At 71.9% G+C, this 22,426-nt stretch carries 21 protein-coding genes; 8 read left to right on the top strand and 13 right to left on the bottom strand.

The features are described from left to right. Window positions 1-21: 21 nt before the first annotated feature. The 4 genes from Q9R20_RS15485 to Q9R20_RS15470 all read right to left on the bottom strand — a co-directional run bounded on the left by Q9R20_RS15485 (window position 22) and on the right by Q9R20_RS15470 (window position 4,872). Window positions 22-1,314, bottom strand: a complete 1,293-nt coding sequence (locus Q9R20_RS15485; protein ID WP_311250177.1) for an ABC transporter permease — start codon at window positions 1,312-1,314, stop codon at window positions 22-24. Then, entirely contained in the window at window positions 1,314-2,114 is an 801-nt protein-coding gene (locus Q9R20_RS15480; protein ID WP_311250176.1) for an ABC transporter ATP-binding protein, read from the bottom strand. Before Q9R20_RS15480 ends, Q9R20_RS15485 begins: the two co-directional genes overlap by 1 nt. Continuing rightward, window positions 2,111-3,163 (bottom strand): hypothetical protein, encoded by a 1,053-nt coding sequence (locus Q9R20_RS15475; RefSeq protein ID WP_311250175.1) that lies wholly within the window; start codon window positions 3,161-3,163, stop codon window positions 2,111-2,113. The genes Q9R20_RS15480 and Q9R20_RS15475 overlap by 4 nt, the downstream gene beginning before the upstream one ends. 209 nt (window positions 3,164-3,372) lie before the next feature. Next, entirely contained in the window at window positions 3,373-4,872 is a 1,500-nt protein-coding gene (locus Q9R20_RS15470) for an amino acid permease (protein ID WP_311250174.1), read from the bottom strand. Between the two features lie 150 nt (window positions 4,873-5,022). Here Q9R20_RS15470 and Q9R20_RS15465 point away from each other — a divergent pair, with 150 nt between their 5' ends. The 3 genes from Q9R20_RS15465 (at window position 5,023) to Q9R20_RS15455 (ending at window position 6,590) form a co-directional block, all read left to right on the top strand. Further along, window positions 5,023-5,388: an Lsr2 family protein gene (locus Q9R20_RS15465; protein ID WP_311250173.1), complete on the top strand. Its 366-nt coding sequence runs from the start codon at window positions 5,023-5,025 to the stop codon at window positions 5,386-5,388. Window positions 5,389-5,443: 55 nt separating this feature from the next. Beyond that, window positions 5,444-6,157 (top strand): acetolactate decarboxylase, encoded by a 714-nt coding sequence (locus Q9R20_RS15460; protein WP_311250172.1) that lies wholly within the window; start codon window positions 5,444-5,446, stop codon window positions 6,155-6,157. A 94-nt stretch (window positions 6,158-6,251) separates the two neighbouring features. Continuing rightward, the gene (locus Q9R20_RS15455) at window positions 6,252-6,590 is read left to right on the top strand and encodes an Lsr2 family protein (protein WP_311250171.1); all 339 of its coding nucleotides are present in this window, start codon (window positions 6,252-6,254) and stop codon (window positions 6,588-6,590) included. Between the two features lie 61 nt (window positions 6,591-6,651). Here the strand turns inward: Q9R20_RS15455 and Q9R20_RS15450 are convergent, their stop codons facing one another. Continuing rightward, window positions 6,652-7,725: a Glu/Leu/Phe/Val dehydrogenase dimerization domain-containing protein gene (locus tag Q9R20_RS15450; protein WP_311250170.1), complete on the bottom strand. Its 1,074-nt coding sequence runs from the start codon at window positions 7,723-7,725 to the stop codon at window positions 6,652-6,654. A gap of 241 nt (window positions 7,726-7,966) precedes the next feature. On the opposite strand from Q9R20_RS15450, the gene Q9R20_RS15445 reads away from it, so the two are divergent. Continuing rightward, entirely contained in the window at window positions 7,967-8,443 is a 477-nt protein-coding gene (locus Q9R20_RS15445; protein WP_311250169.1) for a YbaK/EbsC family protein, read from the top strand. Window positions 8,444-8,791: 348 nt separating this feature from the next. Here the strand turns inward: Q9R20_RS15445 and Q9R20_RS15440 are convergent, their stop codons facing one another. The 4 genes from Q9R20_RS15440 to Q9R20_RS15425 form a co-directional block, all read right to left on the bottom strand. Next, window positions 8,792-10,738: a glycogen debranching N-terminal domain-containing protein gene (locus Q9R20_RS15440; RefSeq protein ID WP_311250168.1), complete on the bottom strand. Its 1,947-nt coding sequence runs from the start codon at window positions 10,736-10,738 to the stop codon at window positions 8,792-8,794. Next, window positions 10,735-11,568 (bottom strand): carbohydrate ABC transporter permease, encoded by an 834-nt coding sequence (locus Q9R20_RS15435; RefSeq protein WP_311250212.1) that lies wholly within the window; start codon window positions 11,566-11,568, stop codon window positions 10,735-10,737. Before Q9R20_RS15435 ends, Q9R20_RS15440 begins: the two co-directional genes overlap by 4 nt. Before the next feature lie 77 nt (window positions 11,569-11,645). Beyond that, window positions 11,646-12,755 (bottom strand): sugar ABC transporter permease, encoded by a 1,110-nt coding sequence (locus Q9R20_RS15430; RefSeq protein WP_311250167.1) that lies wholly within the window; start codon window positions 12,753-12,755, stop codon window positions 11,646-11,648. Window positions 12,756-12,757: 2 nt separating this feature from the next. Beyond that, window positions 12,758-13,996, bottom strand: a complete 1,239-nt coding sequence (locus tag Q9R20_RS15425) for an extracellular solute-binding protein (RefSeq protein WP_311250166.1) — start codon at window positions 13,994-13,996, stop codon at window positions 12,758-12,760. A gap of 195 nt (window positions 13,997-14,191) precedes the next feature. On the opposite strand from Q9R20_RS15425, the gene Q9R20_RS15420 reads away from it, so the two are divergent. Next, window positions 14,192-15,187 carry a LacI family DNA-binding transcriptional regulator gene (locus tag Q9R20_RS15420; RefSeq protein ID WP_311250165.1) on the top strand — a complete coding sequence of 332 codons (996 nt, stop codon included), beginning with the start codon at window positions 14,192-14,194 and terminating at the stop codon, window positions 15,185-15,187. Between the two features lie 112 nt (window positions 15,188-15,299). Here the strand turns inward: Q9R20_RS15420 and Q9R20_RS15415 are convergent, their stop codons facing one another. Beyond that, complete coding sequence (locus Q9R20_RS15415) at window positions 15,300-16,073, bottom strand: IclR family transcriptional regulator (RefSeq protein WP_311250164.1); 774 nt, start codon at window positions 16,071-16,073, stop codon at window positions 15,300-15,302. Window positions 16,074-16,134: 61 nt separating this feature from the next. On the opposite strand from Q9R20_RS15415, the gene hutH reads away from it, so the two are divergent. Genes hutH through hutI form a run of 3 tightly spaced genes read left to right on the top strand, consistent with a single transcriptional unit; the run spans window position 16,135 to window position 20,594 of the window. Further along, window positions 16,135-17,694: a histidine ammonia-lyase gene (hutH, locus tag Q9R20_RS15410; RefSeq protein WP_311250163.1), complete on the top strand. Its 1,560-nt coding sequence runs from the start codon at window positions 16,135-16,137 to the stop codon at window positions 17,692-17,694. Between the two features lie 45 nt (window positions 17,695-17,739). Continuing rightward, window positions 17,740-19,425, top strand: a complete 1,686-nt coding sequence (gene hutU, locus Q9R20_RS15405) for a urocanate hydratase (protein ID WP_311250162.1) — start codon at window positions 17,740-17,742, stop codon at window positions 19,423-19,425. After that, window positions 19,422-20,594, top strand: a complete 1,173-nt coding sequence (gene hutI, locus Q9R20_RS15400) for an imidazolonepropionase (RefSeq protein ID WP_311250161.1) — start codon at window positions 19,422-19,424, stop codon at window positions 20,592-20,594. Before hutU ends, hutI begins: the two co-directional genes overlap by 4 nt. 25 nt (window positions 20,595-20,619) lie before the next feature. Here hutI and Q9R20_RS15395 read toward each other — a convergent pair whose 3' ends face one another. Genes Q9R20_RS15395 through Q9R20_RS15385 form a run of 3 tightly spaced genes read right to left on the bottom strand, consistent with a single transcriptional unit; the run spans window position 20,620 to window position 22,354 of the window. Then, entirely contained in the window at window positions 20,620-21,084 is a 465-nt protein-coding gene (locus Q9R20_RS15395) for a histidine phosphatase family protein (protein WP_311250160.1), read from the bottom strand. After that, window positions 21,081-22,004 (bottom strand): arginase family protein, encoded by a 924-nt coding sequence (locus Q9R20_RS15390; protein WP_311250159.1) that lies wholly within the window; start codon window positions 22,002-22,004, stop codon window positions 21,081-21,083. Before Q9R20_RS15390 ends, Q9R20_RS15395 begins: the two co-directional genes overlap by 4 nt. After that, window positions 22,001-22,354 (bottom strand): gamma-glutamylcyclotransferase family protein, encoded by a 354-nt coding sequence (locus Q9R20_RS15385; protein WP_311250158.1) that lies wholly within the window; start codon window positions 22,352-22,354, stop codon window positions 22,001-22,003. The genes Q9R20_RS15390 and Q9R20_RS15385 overlap by 4 nt, the downstream gene beginning before the upstream one ends. Window positions 22,355-22,426 lie beyond the last annotated feature (72 nt).

Below are 22,426 nucleotides of genomic sequence, written 5' to 3'. Positions count from 1 at the left end.
CCGCCGCCGACTCTCTCGTCCTCAATAGCGGATCGCGTCGATCACCTTGACACGCACCGCCACCAGCGCGGGGAGCAGCCCCGCGATCGCCCCGACCACGGTGGCGGCGACGAGGCCGGTGATCGCCGCGTCGACCGGGAAGGGCGGGAAATCGCTCACCATGCCCTGGCCGACGAGGTCGCGCATCGCGGGGGACTGCACGACGAGGATCGACACGATCACCCCGACGGCGCCGGCCACGACGGTGGCGACGACGCTCTCCATCATCACGGCGAAGAACACCCGTCCCGCGGTCGCACCGAAGCTGCGGCGGATGCCGATCTCGCGCACGCGCTGCTTCACCGTCACGAGGGCGATGTTCACGAGCCCGAGGGCGCCCAACAGGAGGACGAGGACGGCGATGCCGGTCACGACCAGCTTGGTCACCAGGAACGGATCGTCGCCGTAGGTCGCCCAGTCGTTGCGCGCCGCGTCGACGGAGACGTTCTCGCCGAGGGCGCCGGCGAGATCGCGTTTCACGGCGGCGGTCAGCTGCTCCGAGATCTCGGGCGGCACCCACATCTCGTACTGCGTCGGTGGGGCGCCCTGTCCGTAGGGGTCGGTGGCGGCGGCACCGGCGCCGCGTTCGCCCGTCGCGGCATCCTGTATCGCGGCGAGATGGTCGGCGAGCATGAACATGGTCGGCTGGGTCTCCCATGTCGCCGCGGGCACGACGCCGACCACGACCGCGGTCGTGCCGCCCGAGGGGATCCCGGATGCCGCGTTCGGCACGGCCTGGCCGCCGAGGGCCACCACCGGATGCGACGCCAGCGGTGGGTTGCCCATGCGATCCCAGAAGACGCTGTTGACGATGAGACGCGGGGCGAGCTGCGCGGCGTCGAGCGCGGTGAACCACTCGCCCTCGGCCATCTGCACGCGGTGCATCTCGCCGTAGGGCTGGTCCACCGCCTGCGCGACGACCTGCACCACCCCGTCGGGGAACGGGACGAGCTGCGACACGTTCTGCACGCGCGTGGCGTACGACACCTCGTACCGGTCGAGGACCTCGGACCAGGCGGCATCCATCGCCTTCGCGTCCACCGTGCCGCCGTCGGTGCGATACGCCGAGACGTGCAGGGTGGCCGGGCGTCCCGAGGACCGCTCGCTGAGCTCCTGGTTGGCCTGCTGGACGATCGCTCCGAGGGCGACCACGGTGGTCAGCGAGCACACGGCGACGGCCACGCCCACGAGCGAGAGGAGCACGCGCGTGCGGTGGACGCGGACCTCCTGCCACGCCTCGAGGAGAGCGCCGACGAGGGCGGTGAGCGCGCGCATCAGGCGTCGCTCCCGTGCGCGTCCGCGAGACCCAGAGCGGCGAGGTCGTCGATCGGATCCTCGGCGGCCGGGGCCATCTCTTTCCGGTCGCGGCGGGTGAGCGGCTCGAACGCCGGGTCGTCGACGGCGGTGAGCACCCCGCGATCGAGACGGAAGTGCCGACGCGCGCGGCGGGCGATCGCGGGGTCGTGCGTGATGATCACCTGGGCGGCTCCCGTGCGCTCGGCGACGTCGTCGATGAGCTCCATGACGCTCTGACCGGTGTCGAGGTCGAGGGCGCCGGTCGGCTCGTCGGCCAGGATCAGGCGCGGGCCGCGGACGAGGGACCGGGCGATCGCGACGCGCTGCTGCTCTCCGCCCGACAGGCGGTCGGGCAGGCTGTTCAGACGGTGCTCGAGTCCGACGAGGGCGAGCATGTCGGCGGCGATCTTCTTGCGTCTCCAGAACGTGCGCCCGGTGGAGTAGAGCAGGGGCATGGTGACGTTCTCGAGCGCCGTGCGTCCGGGCAGCAGGTTGAACTGCTGGAAGACGAACCCGATCGCAGCCCCCCGTAACCGGTCGCGCTGGGCCGCGGAGTACTGCTTCACCGGGCGGTCGTCGAAGGTGATCTCGCCGCTGGTGGGGGTGTCCAGCAGCCCCAGCATGTTCAGCAGCGTCGACTTGCCCGATCCCGAGCGTCCCACGACCGAGACGTGGTCGCCGGGTTCGATGACGAGGTCGACGCCGTTCAGGATCGTCAGGGCGGGCTGATCCTGCGGGATCACCGTGCGGGTGACCTCGCGCAGCGCGAGCAGGCTCACGAGACGGCGGCCGGATCGCAGTACATCGAGCCGTCGGGGTACACGGTGCATCCCTCTTCGACCGTCGCCATCGCGCCGGGCGCGAACTCGAGGATCTCCTCGCCCTCGGTGAGGCCCTCGGTGATCTGCACCTGCGTCCCGTCGGTGAGTCCGAGTGCGACCGCGCGCTCCGTGGTGGAGCCGTCGGGGCCGGAGACCCACACGGTGCCGCTCTGCGCCGCTCCGCGCACCGCGGTCGTCGGGACCAGGAGCACGCCCTCGGCCCGTCCGCCGGCGATGGTCATCTCGGCCGCGAGCCCCGAGAAGACGGTGACGTCGCCCGGTACCGTGCACGTCGCCGTGGTGCCGGATGCCGCTGCCCCGGCGGTGCCGGTCCCCGCGGCGCTCTCGCCGGCCCCGGCGGAGTCGCCGCCGGTGCTTCCGGCGAGGGGGGTGGAGATGCGCAGGTTCCCGCAGCTGAAGGCGGCCGGGCCGCCCGTGATGGTCACGGACGCGTCGGTGGGGCGGTTCAGCAGACGGTACTGCTGCGCCGGCTCCAGGGTGCCGCTCACCGAGAACGTGGGCGGGGCGACCGCGCCGGCGGTGGCGCCGATCGTGACGTCCTGCCCGGTGATCACCGTCAGCGCGCTCAGCGTGCCGGCCGCGGGCGCGGTGACGTCGACGTAGCGGAAGATCGCGGGCTTGGGCTTGCCCTCGGCGTCGACGCTGTCGGCGGGGTCGCGCTCGATGGGCACTTTGACGTCGAAGACGACGTCGCCCTGAGCGACGGTGGCGCCCTGAGCGACGAAGATCTTGTTCACGGTGCCGGCGGCGGTGGATTTCATCGGCACCGCGGCGTCGGCCGTCACCGTGGCCTTGACCACGACGTCGTTCGTGATCGTGCCGAGCGCGGCGACCGCTCGCGGCTCCACGATCGCTCCGGTCGGCTGCGCCGGCGAGGCGTCGGCCGGCCGATCCGGGAAGAACGCCAGCTTGATCAGGGCCGCCGCCACCAGCGCGACCAGAAGAAGACGCAGAATCGGAAAGACCCACGTGCGTGCGATCCCCATGAAACCCCCCGGGAAGAATCGTCGTCGAACGTCCTCACCCTAGGGGGCCGGAGATATCGCCGACGTATCCCGCCGACCGGCCGCCGGCCCCGGGGGCGGGAATTCATCCGAATTCATGGTGCGACGCGAGGCTCACCGGCAGACGACGGATGCCACGACCCCGGTCGTCCGAGGGACGGCGGGGTCGTGGCATCCGGGGTCGTATCGCGTCAGTCCTTCGGGGGTGCGACGACGTGCGGTTTCGTCGGGTCGAGCGGGGCGCCCGTGCCGAGGCGGGCGTGGCTGCGCGAGTACAGGAAGTAGATCGCGAAACCGAGGGCCAGCCAGATGAGGAACCGCAGCCACGTCTCGACCGACAGGTTGAGCATCAGGTAGGTGCAGATCAGCGCCGAGAGGATCGGGAGCACCGGGCTCAGCGGTACGCGGAAGCCGCGCTTGAGGTCGGGACGCTTGCGGCGCAGGACGATCACACCGATCGAGACGAGCACGAACGCCGACAGGGTGCCGATGTTCACCATCTCTTCCAGGATGCCGATCGGGGTGAGACCGGCCACGACGGCGACGATGCCGGTCACCATGAGGGAGATGACCCACGGGGTGCGGAACCGCGGGTGCACCTTGGCGAGAGCGCCGGGGAGCAGACGGTCGCGCGACATGGCGAAGATGATGCGGGTCGCACCGATCATGAGCGTGAGCACCACGGTGGTGAGGCCGGCGACCGCGCCCGCGGCGATGACGGTGGCCATCCAGGTCTGACCGTGGAAGGCGAAGGCGTTGGCGAGGGCCGCGGACGGGTTCAGCTCGGAGTAGGGGACCATTCCCGTGACGACCACGGCGACGGCGCAGTAGAGGATCGTGCAGATCACCAGCGAGGCGATGATGCCGATCGGCAGGTCGCGCTGCGGGCGCTTGGTCTCTTCAGCCGTGGTGGCCACGACGTCGAAGCCGATGTAGGCGAAGAACACCAGGGCCGCTCCGGCGAGGACGCCGCCGACGCCGAAGGTGGCCGGTTCGAGGCCGGAGAGGAACTGCAGCAGCGGCTGCGTCAGACCCGAGGCCGACTCGGTGGGCACCGACTCGGGGACGAACGGGTTGTAGTTGGCCGGGTTGATGAACATGATGCCGGCGATGATGACGAACAGCACGATGAACAGCTTCACCGCGACGAGCACGAGGTTGACCCGCAGTGACTCCTTGATGCCGAGCGTCATCAGACCGCCGAGCACGAGGACGAGGAGGATCGCCGGGAGGTCGACGGCCCCGCCGTAGGAGATGGCCTCGGGCAGGACGATCCCGATCTGCTGAAGGAACGTGCCCAGGTAGGCGCTCCATCCCTGTGCCACGACGCTCGCGCCGAGGAACATCTCGAGAATGAGGTCCCAGCCGATGATCCACGCGAACAGCTCGCCGAGCGAGGCGTAGGAGAAGGTGTACGCCGACCCCGAGACCGGAACCGTCGAGGCGAACTCGGCGTAGCACATGGCGGCCAGGCCGCACGCGATCGCGGCGATGATGAAGCTGATGACCACGGCCGGGCCGGCGACGTCGTGCGCGGCGCGGCCGGTCAGGGTGAAGATGCCGGCGCCGATCACGACGCCCACACCGAACACGGTCAGATCGACCGCGCTGAGGGACTTCTTGAGTCGGAACTCCGGCTCATCGGTGTCGGCGATGGACTGCTCCACCGACTTGGTACGCAAAAGGCTCACGCGACGCTTCCTCTGTCTCGGGTGGCGCCCCAGGAGCGGACACCACCCCCGGAGGATAGTCCCTCTCGCGCGCTGCGCCTATCGCTCGACGCGCGACCCGCCGTCGTGCAATAGCAGAAGAAAAGCGATCGGACAATTCAAACAATTCAGGTGTATGGTTTTTGCATTATGGCTATGAAGCACATCACCCACCTCGTAGACGATCTCGACGGCACGGTCCTCGAAGATGGCCAGGGAAAGCAGATCACTTTCTCCGTCGAGGGTCGCGCTTATGAGATCGACCTCTCCGACCGTAACGCCGACAAGTTCTATTCGGCGATCGCTCCCTTCGTCGACGCGGCGCGTTCGGTGTCGCGCGGCAATTCGACCGCCCGTCGCGGACGCCCCGCACGCCGCGGCAACGATGTCGACCTCGGCGCGGTCCGCGAATGGGCGCGCGCCAATGGACACACGGTGAGCGACCGCGGTCGCGTTCCGGCGACGGTGCTCGACGCCTACGCCGAAGCGAACTCCTGATCCGCTTCCCATTTCCGGATCGCCGCGTGTGAGAACACGATTGTCGTCGGGGGCGGTGACGCAATTCGCCGTCCTCGACGCCCTTCTCGGCGGCGTGTATTCGCAAGGCGTCTCCGCCGCCGAGGTGCGCACGTTCGGTGATCTCGGCGTCGGATGCTGCGAGGGACTCGGCGGCGAGGTCGTCATCATCGACGGGAGCGTCTTCGAGTGCACCGCCGACGGCCCTCCGCGCCTGATGGCGGACGACGAGACGCTGCCGTTCGTCGACGTCTGCCCCCTGGGCGACCCGGTGGCCGAGCCGGTGGCCGCCGGGGATTTCGCGGCCCTGAGCGGCGAGGTCGAGCGGCGGCTCCTCAGTCGGAACCTGTTCCACGCCGTACGCGTGGACGGGGTGCTGAAACGGGTCCGCACCCGGGTCACGCGTCGCCAGGAGCCGCCCTTTCGCCCTCTCGCCGACGTCGCCGCCGAACAGATCGAGACCGAGAGCGAAGATGTCGCCGGCGCTCTCGTCGGATTCTGGATGCCCCAGATCTATCAGGGCGTGACCGTCGCCGGGCTGCACCTGCATTTCCTCAGTGCGGACCGCTCGATCGGCGGCCATGTTCTCGACGCGGTGGTGAAAGAGGGCGGTCTGCGTATGACGGCATTCCGCGCTTTCCATCTGCGCCTGCCGGATGACGAGCAATTCCTCTCCCGAGAACTCACGCACGACGATGATCATCGAATCGTCGCGGTCGAGAACGGGCACGCCGGGGCGGGCGCCGAGTGAATGCACCCGCGACGCGCCGAGAGACGGGCGAGATTGCGGGTGAGATATGCCGCTTCGGCGCATGCGGCCGTAGCGGTCGGTTTAGGTTCGGCGCATGGCGAAAAAGCAGATCACGCAATTGATCGACGATCTCGACGGTACGGTCCTCGACGACGGGAAGTCGGTGCAGTTCTCTCTCGAAGGCCGCGTCTACGAAGTGGACCTTTCCGAGCGCAATGCCGACAAGCTCCGCGCGGCACTCAAACCCTTCATCGACGCGGGTCGTTTCGTCGGTTCCGCGTCCGGTGCGCAGAAGCGGCCGTCGCGCGGTCGGCCGGCCCCCACTCGTGACCTCGCCGACGTGCGCGCGTGGGCTGAGCGGCACGGACACGCGATCAGCCCCCGCGGTCGTATCTCCGCCGCGGTCCTGGCCGCCTACGACGCCGCCCACTGACCCCTGGACACACAGAGCCGGATGCCGCACGACGCGGCATCCGGCTCTTTCGCTGTGTGGCTCAGACCAGGGCGTCGCTCTGCGCGCCCGCGGCGAGGCGCTCGGCGGCGAGGCCCTCCGCGGCGGCGAGCGGTGTCACGCCACGGCTCGCGGCCTCGTCGAAGACACGGCGGATCGTGTCGCCGATGCCGGCGACCCGGCCCATGATCTCGTCGAGGCTGCCGCGCTGCTTCGCCACCAGGTCGAGGTAGATGACCCCTCCGGCGTTGACGACGAAGTCGGGTGCGTACAGGATGCCGCGCTGCGCGAGGCGCTCGGCGCCGGAGCGGTCGGCCAGCGGGTTGTTGGCGGGGCCGCAGACCGCACGCGCGTCGAGGGCGTCGATCACCTCGTCGGTGAGCACGCCGCCGATGCCCGCGGGGACGAAGACGTCGGCGGGGATCAGGTGCGCCTCGCTCGGCTCGACCCACGCCGCGCCGAGTTCGGCGGCCAGGGCGCGCTTGGCGGGATTGACGTCGGTCACGGTCAGCCGCGCACCCTCGCCCGCGAGGCGCTCCGCCAGCCGGCCGCCGACCTGGCCGAGCCCGGCGACCGTGATGCGGCGTCCGGCGACGTCACCGCCGCCGACGGCGCGCTCGAGAGTGGCGACGAGCGAGGCGTAGACGCCCAGGCTGGTGGGCCCGGCGGGCTCGCCCGAGCCGCCGACGGTGTCGGGCAGGCCCACGACGTGCGCGGTGCGCTCGCTGACGACGAGCATGTCGTCGGTGGTGGAGCCCACGTCTTCCGCCGTGCGGTACAGACCGCCCAGGCTGTCGACGGCGTCACCGAGGTCGAGGAAGGCGGCCCGGCGCCGGTCGGCGTCGAGCACGGTCCCCTCGGGCAGGCCGATGACCGACTTGCCACCTCCCGCGTCGAGGCCGGCGGCGGCGTTCTTGAGCGTCATGGCCGCGGACAGCCGGAGGGCATCGCCCAGGGCGTCCGTCCACGACGGGTAGGTCCACAGGCGTGCGCCGCCGAGAGCGGGGCCGAGCACGGAGGAGTGGAGCGCGACGGCGACGAACAGACCGCTGCGCCGTCCCGTGATCACCTCCACGCGTTCGTGCGTGAAATCGGGCAGGGGCAGGGCGTTGGTCATCGCGTTCCTTGTCGTCGGCCGCCTTGTGGGCGGCGCTTTCCGGAGGCCGCGGCGTTGCGGCATCCGGCATCCATTCTGTCCCGTCGCCGGCCGGCGCGCGAGGGCCGTCCCGGTGGCCGGGCCGCCGAGATGACACGACTCGCGCGAGAGCACGCCTTCCGACGCGTACGGAACGTGTGACCTCGGGCGGATCGTGCGACCTCACGCCGGGAGCGGCCGGCGGCGTTCTAGGCTGACGCCTATGACCGACGCCCTTCCCGCCCGCAGCCGTCTCGTCGCCGCCTCGCTCGAGGCTGCCGGGATCACGGGGGAGATCATCGTCCTCCCGGATGCCGCGTCCACGGCGGCCCTCGCCGCCGCCGCTCTGGGGGTCGAGGTCGGAGCCATCGCGAACAGCCTCGTGTTCTGGAGCGACGACCAACCGCTGCTCGTGATGACCAGCGGCGCGCATCGCGTCGACACGGCGGCGCTGGCCGAGCGACTCGGGCGCGGCGGCATCCGCCGGGCGACTCCCGAGCAGGTGCTCGCCGCGACCGGGCAGCCCATCGGGGGAGTGGCCCCGACCGGTCACCCGCAGCCGCTCACCACGATCGTCGACGAGGACCTCGCCGCCTTCCCCGAGATCTGGGCCGCGGGAGGCACCCCACACACGGTGTTCCCGCTCACGTTCGACGAGCTGGTGCGGCTGACCGGCGGGGCGGTCGCGCGGGTCGCCTGAGGTGGCGCGAGGCGCGGCGGTGTGCGCGGCGGGGTAGGCCGGCACGGCGCCGGGGTGGCCCCGGGGCCACGTTGCGCGCCCCGGGAGCACGTCTAGCGCCCCGGAAGCGTGGAAGGGGTGGGCGGGGTCGCGCGGTGGGGCGTGCGGGGTGACCCCGGGGCCACGTTGCGCGCCCCGGGAGCACGTCTAGCGCCCCGGAAGCGTGGAAGGGGTGGGCGGGGTCGCGCGGTGGGGCGTGCGGGGTGGCCCCGGGGCCACTCTCGGCGCCCCGGGGCCACGTCCGGCGCCCCGCCCGGAACCAACGAGAGGCCGAGCGGCGCCGGTTCGGGTCGACGCCGCCCGGCGGGCTCACGCCCCGGGCGTGAGCGCGGTCAGGCACACCACCGCGGCGGCAGCCGACCACGCCTGGGGGCGGCACGCGGCGGGGTAGGGCGTGGGCACGGACGAGTGACTCCGCGGGTCGCCGGCGTGCAGCTCGGGCACGCGGTACGCGAAGCCCTCGGCGGCATCCAGAAGGCCGTCGACGACCGCGCGGGCGTCGTCGGCCAGGCCCGCCCGCAGCATGCCGTGCGCGGCGATCGCGGTGTCGTGCACCCACACGCTGCCCCCGTGGTACGACAGCGGCCAGTACCCGGCGGCGCCGGTCGACATGGTCCGGATGCCGTACCCGCTCGACATGCTCTCGCCCCGCAGCAGCGCGGCCACGTGCGCCTCCTCCTCGGCGGAGAGGATACCGGTGCCGATCAGGTGCCCGATGTTGCTCGTGAGGGAGTCGACGGGGCGCTTGTCGCGGTCGAGCGCGATCGCCGGGTAGCGCCCCTCGGGCGTCTCGACCCAGTACGTCTCGGCGAAGCGCGTCTTGAGGTCGGCCGCCCAGCCGCGCCAGAACGCCGCCTCCTCGGCATCCGCCCCCTCGCCGAACCGCTCCAGCAGGTCGGCGCCGGCGAGAGCGGCCTCGTAGGCGTAGGCCTGCACCTCGCACAGGGCGATGGGTCCGTCGGCGAGGGTGCCGTCGCGCCACTGGATCGAGTCGCCCGAATCCTTCCAGCCCTGGTTCGACAGGCCCGTCCCGAGACGGTCGATGTAGTCGAGGAACCCGTCGCCGTCGCTGTCGCCGTGGTCGCGGATCCAGCCGAGAGCTCGGCGCAGGGCGGGCAGCATCTCGCGCACCTCGTCGTCGGGCATGCCGGCGCGGTGGGCGTCGGCGAGAAGGCACACCCAGAGGGGAGTGGAGTCCACGCTGCCGTAGTACTTCGGCGGCAGCACGATGCCCTCGCCCGGTATCTCGAGGGCCGAGGCCCGCAGCTCGTGCAGGATCTTGCCCGGCTCCTGCGCGGTCTGCGCGTCGTCGTCGGTGCCCTGCAGGCGCGCGAGCACGCGCAGAGTGGATGCCGCGATCTCGCGGTCCAGCGGAAGCACGAGCCGCGCCGCCCAGAGCGAGTCGCGACCGAAGAGAGTGAAGAACCACGGCGCCCCCGCGGCGAAGAACTCGTCGTCGGGGTGTTCGGGGAGCACGAGCCGGAGGGCGTCGAGGTCGTCGAGGGCGGTCCGCAACCAGCGCGCGAGACGCGGGTCGGGGGCGCCCGCGGCGACGGTCGCCGCGTCCCACCGCGCGGGGGCCATGGCGGAGCCGACGACGAGGGTGTCGTCGCGCAGCTCGATCGTCCAGCCCACCTCGGCCTCCCCGAAGGGGGAGAGCTCGATCTCCCATGCGGCCTCGATCTCGTCTGATCCGGATGCCACGCGCGCCCCGGGGGCGACGAGGTCGAGGCCCTGGGCGCCGGCATCCACACGGATCCTCTCTCCGTCGATCCGGGTCTGCGCGGGGCGGGCGACGGCGTGACCGGACTTCACCTCGTGCAGCTGCGCGAACTCGGCGGACAGGCGTAGGCGCAGCGTGGTGCGGATCGGGTGGTCGACCCGCGAGTGCAGCGTCCACGACTCGCTGACCACGGCGTCGGCCACGCGGCGGTCGCGCAGCAGTCGCACCTTCGGGTCGGGGGTGGTGTCGTCGACGCCGCGCAGCAGACCGCCGAACACCGCGCGCGAGGCGCCGTCGGGCGCGGTCGAGATCCACTCGATCGGGGACTCGTCGCAGGAGGCGGTCAGGGCGCGGACGTGCCGCACATCGCCGTGATAAATCCCGTGCACGGCCGCGGAGCCCATGTCGCCGGTCGTGTCGGACCAGACCTGCGTCGGGGCGCGCAGCACGATGAGGGCGTCGTTCAGCAGCGGCTGCAGGGCGACGGTGTCGACCGCCGTCCCGGCGGCCGAGGTCGTGGGGGCGGTGGTCATTCTTTGACGGCTCCTTCGCTGGCGTTCATGATGCGGCGCTGGAAGATGAAGAACATCACGGCGACGGGGATCGTCATGATGGCCGCGGCCGCGAGTTTGAGGGGGAATTGGCTGCCCTGGCTGAGCTGACCGCTGGCGAGCGAGGCGACGCCCTTGGTGAGGGTGGTCAGCTCGGGCGACTGCGTCGAGATGACGAAGTGGCTCAGCTCGTTCCACGATCCCTGGAACGACAGGATGACGATCGTGATGAGCGCGGGGCGCGCCATCGGCAGCACGACCGACCAGAAGATGCGGAACGTGCTCGCGCCGTCGATGCGCGCCTGCTCCTCGACCGAGGGCGGGATCGACTCGAAGAAGTTCTTCATGATGAACACGCCCGCGGCATCCACGAGGAGCGGCAGGATCATGCCGGCGTAGGAGTCGTAGATGCCGAGCTGGTTGATGACGAGGAACTTCGGGATCAGCAGCACGACGGTGGGGACCGCCATGACCGCGACGAGCGCCGCGAAGATGACCCCGCGCCCACGGAAGTTCAGCCGCGCCAGGGCGTAGCCGGCGAGCGAGGCGAAGAAGACGCGACCCACCGTGACGAACACCGTCACGACCGCCGAGTTGGCGAACCAGACGGGGAAGTCCGAGTTGAGGAAGAGCCTCTCGTACGCGGCCAGCGACAGGGGCTGCGGCACGAGCGAGATCGGGTCGGCGGCGGCCGCGGCATCCGTCTTGAACGACGTCGCCACCTGCACGAGGAAGGGATAGATGTAGATCAGCGCGAGGATGATGAGCAGGCCGTAGAGCCCGATCTGCCAGCCCAGCGCCTTCCGCGACATGCGGTGCTTCGTCGGCTTCTCGGGGCCGCCGAATCGTTGCTCGGCGAGCACCGTGGTCTGCGGGGATGCGGTGGCGGTCATCGCTTCCCTCCCTTCTGCGCGGCAACCTCGTACTGACGGATGCGGCGGCGCGAGACCGGGCGGTCCCGCAGCACGAAGCGCTGGAGGATCGTCAGGGCGACGATGATGACGAACAGGACGAAGGCGATCGCCGCACCCTGGCCCCACTGCTGCGACAGGAACGCCGAGGAGTAGCTGAGGTACGCCGGGGTGAGCGTCGTCTTGCCGGGCCCGCCCTGCGTGCCGGTGTAGATCTGGTCGAACACCTGCCAGGTGCCGATGAGGCCGAGGGTGAGCACCGTGAAGAGCACGGGCTTGAGCTGCGGCAGGGTCACGCGCCAGAAGCGCTGCCAGCCGTTCGCGCCGTCCATCATCGCGGCCTCCTGCACGTCGCCGCCGATGTTCTGCAGGCCCGCGATGAACAGAAGCATGAACGTTCCCGACGTGGTGAACACGGCCATGAGGATGAACGCCGACATGGCGACCGAGGGCCCGGCCAGCCAGTCCCACCACGAGACGCCGAGCAGGGTGTTGCCGGTGAGGAAGGCCGGCCCGCTCGTGACGCCGACGGCGGCCAGCAGGTTGTGCACGACCCCGGAGGGGTCGCTGAACCAGTTCGGGCCGTTGACGCCGAACCACGACAGCACCTCGTTGACGGCACCGGATGCCGAGAAGAGGAAGAGCCACAGCACGGTGATCGCCACCGAGCTCGTGACCGAGGGGAAGTAGAAGGCGGTGCGGAACAGCCCGCGGCCGCGCAGGACCGCGCGGTTGACGAGCACGGCGAGGAACAGCGACAGTGCCGTCTGCAGCGGCACGACGAGCAGCACGTACCAGGCGTTGTTGCGCAGAGCGGTGCCGAAGTCGCGCTCGGCGAGACCTCCGCCGGAGGTGACGGCGGCGTAGTTGTCGAGACCGACGAAGCCGACGTTCGACGAGAAGGGGCTTCCGCGCCCGGTCCAGTCGGAGAAGCTCACCCACAGCGCCATCAGCACGGGGACGAGCAGGAACACGCCCAGGATGACCAGCACGGGGGCGGTGAAGAGCCAGCCGGCGGCGGCCTCGCCGCGCCGGATCCCCGTGGAGGGGGACCCGGCGCGGCGAGGCGCTGAGGTGAGAGCGCTCATGGCTACTTGGTGATGGCCTCGAGGTTGGACTGCGCCGTCTTCAGCAGCGCCTGCGGGTCGCCGGTCTTCAGCGACTCGAGCTGAGCGTTGAAGTCGGTGATGACGTCGGCGGCGCCCGCCATGTTCGGCGGGAACTGCGCGTACTCGGCGCCGGAGAGGAACGCCGTGAGGTCGGGGTTCGCGCTGCTCCACGCGTCGGCGGCCGACTGGATCGACGGCATCGGGCCGAAGGCCTTCGAGAACGCCAGCTGCTGGTCGGTGCTCGTCAGGAACTCCACGAGCGAGCGGGCCTGCTCCTGGTTGCCGCTGTCGGCGGCCATGCCCCAGCAGTTCGTGAACTGCAGGGTGCCCTTGCCGCCGGGGCCCGCGGGGAGCTCGGCGACTTTGTACGTCACGCTCGGGTAGTCGGCCGACATCGCGCCGGTGATCCAGTTGCCCTCGATGGTCATCGCGGCCTTCTGGGTGCCGAACGCCTCGCCGCCCCAGCCCGCGCCCACATCGGACGCGAAGGCGAAGGTGCCGTCGTTCAGGTGGGTCTTGACGTAGTTCAGGGCCTCGACGTTGGCGGAGCTGTCGGCCGTGGCCTTGCCGTCGGTGACGAGTCCGCCTCCCGCCTGGGCCATGAAGGCGCCCACGCGCTGGTACTCGGCGCCGAAGGCCAGACCCACCCGGCCGTCCGTCGTCAAGCGCTGGGCGACGGATGCCAACTGGTCCCACGTCGTGGGGATGTCGGCATCCGTGAGCCCCGCCGCAGTCCACAGGTCGGTGTTGATGATCAGCGCGAGCGTCGAGAAGTCCTTGGGGGCGCAGTAGAAAGTGCCGTCCACGGTGAAGTTGTCGACGAGCGAGGGGTAGAAGTCGTCCTTGTTCTGGAGGTCGTCACCGTAGGCGGCGATCGAGCCGTTCGCGGCGTAACCGGCGAGGGCCTCGGGCGCCAGGTAGAACAGGTCGGGCGGTGAGCCGGCGGCGAAACCCTGCGACAACTGCTGCGGCAGGTCGTTGGCGGTCTGGACCTCGGCCGAGACGCCGGACTGCTCACTCCACGCGGCGACCGCGTCGGTGACGGCCTTCGTCTCGGCGTCGCCCGAGGAGCCGATGAGGATGCTGAGCTTCCCGCTGCCGGAGGCCTGGCCTTCGCCGGGAGTGTCGTTGAACCCGGAGCCGCACGCGGTGAGCGTGAGGGCTCCGGTCGCGAGAAGTGCGCCGGCGGCGAGCCAGGTGCGGGGCGTGTGCCGTGTCATTGTCTCTCTCCTTCGATGAGGCATGCGACCCCTCCGCGGTGCTCGGAGGGCCGTCTTTTTGAACGTTCAAATGACGGTCCGACAACGGTACGGAGCGGCGGGCCGCGCTGTCAAGACCTTGCCCGGCGTCTTAGGCTGACGGTCTGGCCACGGCACGCCCGGCGGCCGCGCCGCACCCACGGGAGGGGACACCGGATGAAAGCGCCGACCGTCGACGACGTCGCGCGCATCGCCGGTGTCTCGCGGCAGACCGTCTCGAACGTCGTCAACACCCCCGACATCGTCCGCGAGGCCACGCGCCTGCGCGTCGAGGCGGCGATCGCCGAGCTCGGCTATCGCCCGCACGCCGCCGCTCGACGCCTGCGCACTCGCCGCAGCTCCACCATCGGCATCCATCTCGACCCATACGCCGGCGGCATCTCGGGCGTCGTGCTCGACCGATTCGTGCACGCCCTGACCGAGCGGGCGGGGGAGCGGGACATGCGCGTACTGCTGTACGCGGCCCGGACGCCCGAAGAGGAGATCTCTCGACTCGGTGACCTCCTCGAAGGGGGAGAGGTGGATGCCGTCGTCGTCACCGGAACCTTCCACGGCGACCCGCGCACCGGCTGGCTCATGGACCGCGCCCTGCCCTTCGTGTCGTTCGGACGGCCCTGGGGGGAGGACGACGTCGAGGCGCCGGCGCACCTGTGGGTCGACGTCGACGGGGCGGCGGGAACCCGAGCGGCGACCGCACACCTGCTCGGCCGGGGTGTCTCTCGTATCGCGTTCCTCGGGTGGCCGAGCGGATCCGGCACCGGAGACGAGCGCGAGCGCGGGTGGCGCGAGAGCCCGGCCTCGGGACCCCGGTGGGTCGTCGAGGAGAATGTCTCCGCCGCGCGCGACGTGGTCGCCGCGGGCCTTGCCGCCGCCCCGGACGTCGCCGGGATCGTCTGCGCGAGCGACTCCCTGGCGATCGGAGCGCACCTCGCCGTGACGCTGGCGGGGCGCACCGACATCGCCGTCATCGGCTTCGACAACACGCCCGCGGTCGAAGCCCTCGGGCTGTCGAGCGTCGAGCAGTTGCCCGAGAAGGTGGCATCCGGAGCCCTCGACCTGCTCATGGGCGAGAACGGCACGGTCGTGTCGCCGCGCGCCGCGACCGCCGGGACCGCGCACGTGCTGGTGGAGCCGCGGCTCGTCGTGCGCTGATGCGCGGCGCTCTGCCCGGGCGGCTGAGCGGTCGGGGCGGTATCTGCAACTCGGGGCGGGATTTCACGCCCCGAACGACGGAATGCGCCCCGAACCCGCCGAGCACACCGGCTCAGGCGTGCCGGCCGATGCGGCGGGCGAGTTCGGCGGCGGTTCCGGATGCCGCGGACGCCAACGCCGCGACGTCGCGCTCGGGGCCGTCGGCGGGCCAGGTGATCGCCACCGCCGCGGCGGGCCAGCCGGCGTGATCGAGCACCGCGGCGGCCACCGACCGGAAGCCGGGCGTGACCTCGCCGTTCTCGCTCGCGTGCCCCTCGGCCCGCACGAGCCGCAGCACCTCGCGCAGCTCGCGCGGGCTCGCGGGGCCGAGGCCGTGCCGCTGGGTGAGGGCGGTGGCATCCGGGAACAGCGCCCGCACCTGCTCGCGGGGGAGAGCCGCGAGCATCGCGCGACCCGTCGCGGTCAGGTGCGCGGGAAGACGCACACCCACATCGGTGACGAGCGCGGGGCGGCGCGGGGCGCGCTCTTCGACGATGTACAGCACGTCGCGCCCGGCGAGCACGGCCAGGTGCGCGCTCTCGCCGACGCGGTCCGACAGCCCGGCGAGCAGGGGTCGACCGAGCCGGGCGAGCGGTTGCTGTCGCGCGTAGCCGCCGCCGAGTTCGAAGGCCGCCGTCCCGAGCCCCCAGCGCCGATCGCCGGGGAGGTGCACGACGTATCCGTGCTGCTCGAGGGTCGCGAGCAGGTGGTACACGCTCGAGCGGGGGATGTCGAGGGTCGACGAGATCGATTGGGCGGCCACCGGACCGGGCTGGCGAGCGAGGAAGGAGAGGATCCGCAGCGTCTGATCGGCGGCGGGGACCTGCGGGCGCGGAATGTCTGGCATGACAGACACAGGATGCCAGAACCCCGTCGTCGCGGGACAGTCCACGCGATGGAATCGGCGTATGAATGCGAGCGTCACCGTCGGAGCGTCCCCCCTCACCCCACGAGAGGTGGTCGAGGTCGCGCGCTACGACGGGCGGGTCGAAGTGGACGTCGACGCCCTGCAGCGCGTCGCCGACACCCGGTCGCTCATCGAGGGCCTGGCCGACGATCCGCAGCCGCACTACGGCATCTCGACCGGGTTCGGTGCCCTCGCGACGACCTTCATCGCCGAGGACCGCCGGGCTCAGCTGCAGGCGAGCCTCATCCGCTCGCACGCCGCGGGGACCGGCGCCGAGGTGGAGCGCGAGGTGATCCGCGCGCTCATGCTGCTGCGCCTGCAGACCCTCGCCACCGGACGCACCGGCGTCCGCCCCCTCGTCGTCGAGACGTATGCGGCCCTGCTGAACGCCGGGATCACGCCGGTCGTGCGCGAGTACGGCTCGCTCGGCTGCTCGGGCGACCTGGCGCCGCTGTCGCACGTGGCCCTCGCGGTCATGGGCGAGGGGGAGGTGCGCGATGCCGCCGGCGAACTGCGACCCGCCGCAGAGGCCCTCGCCGCCGTGGGCATCGAGCCGGTCGCCCTTCGGGAGAAGGAGGGTCTCGCGCTCATCAACGGCACCGACGGCATGCTCGGCATGCTGCTGCTGGCCCTGCACGACCTCGAGACGCTGCTCACCACGGCCGATGTCTCGGCGGCGATCTCGATCGAGTCGCAGCTGGGCACGGATGCCGTCTTCGCGGCCGACCTCATGGCGCTGCGTCCGCAGCTCGGTCAGGCCGACTCGGCCGCGAACCTCCGCTCCTTCCTCGCCGGATCGCCGATCGTGGCGAGCCACCGCGGCCCCGAGTGCACGCGCGTGCAGGACGCGTACTCGCTGCGCTGCGCCCCGCAGGTGCACGGCGCCGCCCGCGACACGATGTCGCACGCGGCGCAGGTCGCCGAGCGCGAATTGTCCTCCGCCGTCGACAACCCCGTCGTGACGGTCGACGGGCGCGTCGAGTCGAACGGGAACTTCCACGGCGCCCCCGTCGCCTACGTGCTCGACTTCCTCGCCATCGCGGTCGCCGACGTCGCCTCGATGGCGGAGCGCCGCACCGACCGGGCGCTCGACGTCGCTCGCAGCAACGGCCTGCCGCCGTTCCTCGCCGACGAGGTGGGGGTCGACTCGGGTCTCATGATCGCCCAGTACGCCGCCGCGGGCATCGTCTCCGAGCTCAAGCGCCTCGCCGCCCCCGCCTCGGTCGACTCGATCCCCTCGAGCGCCATGCAGGAGGACCACGTGTCGATGGGGTGGGCGGGCGCCCGCAAGCTCCGCCGTGCGATCGACGGTCTCGCCCGCGTGCTGGCGATCGAGGTGCTGACCGGATGCCGCGCCCTCGACCTGCGCGCCCCGCTCGAGCCCGCGGCGGCCACCCGGGCCGTCCGCGACCTCGTGCGCACGCGCGTGCAGGGCCCCGGGCCCGACCGATTCGTGTCGCCCGAGATCGAGGCGGTGACCGAGCTCGTCGCCTCGGGAGCCGTGGCCCGCGCCGCTCTCGCGCAGGTCCAGCCCACCGCCGCCCGAACCGTCACCGCGTAGCCGACCCGCGCGCCCCGACCCCCCTCGATCGAAGGAGATCACGCCATGACCGACACGCTGCACCCGTCGCAGACCGCGCCCGCCGGGCCGGCATCCGTCATCCGCGCACCGCGCGGGAACACGCGCACCGCGAAGAGCTGGGGTGCCGAAGCCGCCAAGCGCATGCTCATGAACAATCTCGACCCCGAGGTCGCCGAGCGCCCCGACGATCTCGTCGTCTACGGCGGCACCGGAAAGGCGGCGCGGTCGTGGGCGGCGTACGACGCGATCGTGCGGACGCTCGACGAGCTCGAGCCCGACGAGACGCTACTCGTGCAGTCGGGCAAGCCCGTGGGCGTGTTCCGCACGCACGAGTGGGCGCCGCGCGTGCTCATCGCCAACTCGAACCTCGTGGGCGACTGGGCGACGTGGCCGGAGTTCCGCCGCCTCGAGGAGCTGGGGCTCACGATGTACGGCCAGATGACGGCCGGGTCGTGGATCTACATCGGCACGCAGGGCATCCTCCAGGGCACGTACGAGACGTTCGCCGCGGTCGCCTCCTCGCTCGGCCGCGAGTCGCTCGCCGGCACCCTGACCCTCACCGCCGGCTGCGGCGGAATGGGCGGAGCGCAGCCGCTCGCGGTCACGATGAACGGGGGAGCCGTGCTCATCGTCGACGTCGACCGCACGCGCCTCGACCGCCGTGTCGCCCACGGCTACCTCGACGAGGTCGCCGACGACCTCGAGTCCGCGGTCGAGCGGGTGAGCGCCGCGCGCGAGGCGGGGGAGGCGCTGTCGGTGGGTGTGGAGGGCAACGCGGCCGAGATCTTCCCGGAGCTGCTCGCCCGCGGCATCCGGATCGACGTCGTCACCGATCAGACGAGCGCGCACGACCCGCTGTCGTACCTGCCGGTCGGGGTGTCGGTCGATCAGTGGCAGGCCGAGGCGGCACGCGACCCCGAGGAGTTCACCCGCCGGTCGCGCGAGAGCATGGCGGCGCACGTGCGGGCGATGGTCGGATTCCAGGATGCCGGCGCGGCGGTGTTCGATTACGGCAACTCGATCCGTCGGGAGGCGGAGCTGGGCGGGTACGGCCGAGCCTTCGCGTTCCCGGGGTTCGTGCCGGCGTACATCCGTCCGCTGTTCGCCGAGGGGAAGGGACCGTTCCGCTGGGTCGCGCTCTCCGGCGACCCCGAGGACATCGCCAAGACCGACCGCGCGGTGGCCGAGCTGTTCCCCGAGGACGCCGCCCTGCACCGCTGGCTCGAGAAAGCGGGGACGCAGGTGCATTTCGAGGGGCTGCCCGCGCGCATCTGCTGGCTCGGCTACCAGGAGCGGCACCTGGCGGGGCTGAGGTTCAACGAGATGGTGGCATCCGGGGAGCTCTCGGGGCCGATCGTGATCGGGCGCGACCACCTCGACGCGGGCTCGGTCGCCTCACCGTACCGCGAGACCGAGGCCATGGCCGACGGCTCCGACGCGATCGCGGACTGGCCGCTGCTGAACGCGTTGGTGAACACCGCGAGCGGAGCGTCGTGGGTGTCGCTGCACCACGGCGGCGGCGTCGGGATCGGCCGCAGCATCCACGCCGGACAGGTGTGCGTCGCCGACGGCACCGAGCTCGCGGCCGAGAAGCTCGCGCGCGTGCTCGTCAACGACCCTGGCACGGGCGTGATGCGGCACGTGGATGCCGGCTACGACCGGGCCCGCGAGGTGGCGACGGAGCGCGGACTGAAGGTGCCGATGCCGTGACCGCCTTCCTGCTGACCAACATCGGGGAGCTGACGACGAACGTCGCCGTCGGAGGCGACCCGTGCGGGACGCTCCACGACGCGGCGATCCTCGTCGAGGACGGGCGCGTCGAGTGGACGGGACCTGCGGACCGGGCTCCGGACGGCGGCGCCGCGGCCGACGTCGTGGATGCCGGCGGCCGGGCCGTGATCCCGGGGTTCGTCGACAGCCACACCCACCTCGTCTTCGGCGGCGACCGCGCCGAGGAGTTCGCCGCGCGCATGGCCGGGGAACAGTACGCCGCGGGGGGCATCCGCACGACCGTCGCGGCCACGCGTGCCGCGACCGACGACGAGTTGCGCACGCGCCTCGGGGCCTTCGTCGCGGAGGCCCGTGCCCAGGGGACGACGACGCTCGAGATCAAGACGGGCTACGGCCTCGACGTCGAGACCGAGACGCGTCTCGCGCGGCTCGCGGCGCAGGTCACCGAAGAGGTCACCTTCCTCGGAGCGCACGTCGTCCCCCTCGAGTTCGCCGACCGCGCCGACGATTACGTCGACCTCGTCTCCGGCGGCATGCTGGCCGCGGTCGGCCCGCACGCCCGGTGGATCGACGCGTTCTGCGAGGCCGGGGCCTTCTCGCTTGCGCAGAGTCGGCGCGTGCTCGAGGCGGGCCGGGCGGCGGGGCTCGGCATCCGGGTGCACGGCAACCAGCTCGGGTACGGCGAGGGGGTCGCGCTCGCGGTAGCGCTGGGAGCGGCCGCCGTCGATCACTGCACCTACCTGAGCGACGACGACGTCGCCGCGCTCGCCGGGTCCGGCACCGTCGCGACGCTGCTGCCGGGTGTGGAGTTCTCGACGCGGCAGCCGTACCCCGACGCGCGTCGCCTTCTCGATGCCGGGGTGACCGTCGCCCTCGCGAGCGACTGCAACCCCGGGTCGAGCTTCACCAGCTCGATGCCGCTCATGATCGCTCTCGCCGTGCGCGAGATGCGGATGACCCCCGCCGAGGCGCTGTGGGCGGCGACCGCCGGGGGAGCCCGGGCGCTGCGACGCGACGACGTCGGGGCGATCGCCCCCGGTGCGCGCGCCGACCTCGTGCTGCTCGACGCCCCGACGCCGGTGCACCTGGCCTATCGGCCGGGCGTCCCGCTCGTGCGGCGGGTGTGGAAGGACGGCGTCGAGATCTGACCACGTCGGCGAGACCCGCCCGGCGTCAGGGCGTGAACAGCTCGAACTCGTCGGGCGGGGTGGCATCCACGTCGTCCCACGTGCCCTCGTGCCACGTGAACACCGCCACGGCGCAGGTCACCATGCGCTCGTCGCGGTCGGCGAGACGGGACGCCAGGGCGCTCATCCCGGGGTCGTGGGCGACGACCATGACCTCGTCCGACCCGGCTGCGCGTGCCGCCGCGAGCAGCGCCTGCGGCGCGGCGAGGTACAGGTCGGCGTTTTCGATGACGTCGACGTCGAAAGCGCGCGCGAACGCCTCGGCCGTCTCGCGGGCACGGACGGCGCTGCTCGAGAGCAGGACCTCGGGCCGCACCCCCGCGCGCAGCAGGGTGCGCGCCATCGCAGGGGCGTCGCGTCGGCCGCGGTCGTTCAGGGGCCGGTCGTGATCGTCGAGCCCCTCGTCGGCCCAGTCCGATTTCGCGTGGCGTGCGAGCACGAGTTGGATCATCGTCTTTCCCCCATTCCTGCCAGCAGCTCCAGGACGCACAGCGCGGCCAGGCGCACGGTGCGGGCGTCGTCGGTATCGGCGGTCGCGTCGACCTCGACGATGTCGGCGCTGACGACACCGGAGTCTGTCGCGAGACCGCGCACGAGCGCGCGCAGCTCCCACGCAGCGAGGCCGCCGGGAACGCTCGCCGGGCACCCGGGGGCGACGGCGCGGTCGCACACGTCGACGTCGACGTCGACGTGGATGCCCCCGCGGGCGTCGTCGATCATGTCGTCCCGGCCGCCCGCGATACGGAGGGCATCGGCGAGCACCGCGTCGATGCCGCGGCGGCGCACCTCGTCGAGCGTGATGACGGTGATGCCGGCGTCGGCGGCGCGGCGGGCGTACGCGGCGGAGTTGGCGAAGTCGGCGATGCCTATCTGCACGATGCGCCGCGGGTCGAGACCGTCGGCGATGAGGCGTCGCACGGGCGAGCCGTTGGACTCGCCGTCGCGCAGGTCGAAGTGCGCGTCGAGGGTGATGAGCCCGCGCGCCCCGCGGCCCTGCGCCACCGCGTAGGTCGCGGAGTTGTCGCCGCCGAGCGCGATCACCAGTCGGGCGCTCTCCAGTTCGCGTACGGCCGTCCGAACGCGCTCCTCGCCGTCGCGGCCGTCGGGCTCGGCGACATCGCCGGCGTCGGCGATGCGCAGCGTCTCGTTCAGGTCGACCGCGGGCGGGCCGATGAGCGTGGGGGAGTACCGCCGCAGCGCCGCGCGGACGGCGGCGGGGGTCTCACCGGCACCCGTGGGTGACAGCGACGTGCGCCAGGCGGGGACGCCGAGGAGCACGGCATCCCAAGCGGCGCGCTCGCCGTCGGCGGGATGCGGCATCGGCCAGCCACCGGCGCGCGGCCAGAGGGGATCGACGGACAGCGCGCTCATGCGGAGACGTACGCCCAGGCGCGACGGCCGCTCGCCAGCACCACCGATGCGCGGCGGTACAGCGACACCTCGTACTCGTCGGCGGCGTCGAGCTCGTCGGCGGTCAGCAGCAGGACCTTTCCGAAGACCCGGTCGAGCGGATCGTCGGTGCGGCGGAGGATGGGATGCGCGTCACCGCTCGAGGGCTGCCCGAGGCCGTCGTCGACGCCGTCGGTCCACTCGAGGCGGTAGCCGGCGAGGGCGTCGTCGATGCCCGCGACGCGGCGGCCGAACATGTCGAGTTGCATGTCGGGCCGCTGCAGCCTCCCATAGGTGAAGAGGGACTCCGCCGTCCCCGAAGCGTCGCTCACGCCGCCCACGCTACCCACCGGGCCGCGGCCGGGGGAGACGCCACGCGAAGGACGCTGCCCGGTTTCGGCGAC

It is taken from the genome of Microbacterium sp. PRF11, assembly GCF_031844085.1.
GTDB lineage: Bacteria > Actinomycetota > Actinomycetes > Actinomycetales > Microbacteriaceae > Microbacterium.
Note: the sequence above shows the minus strand (reverse complement) of the source record. Positions and strands in the feature narration are given on the sequence as shown.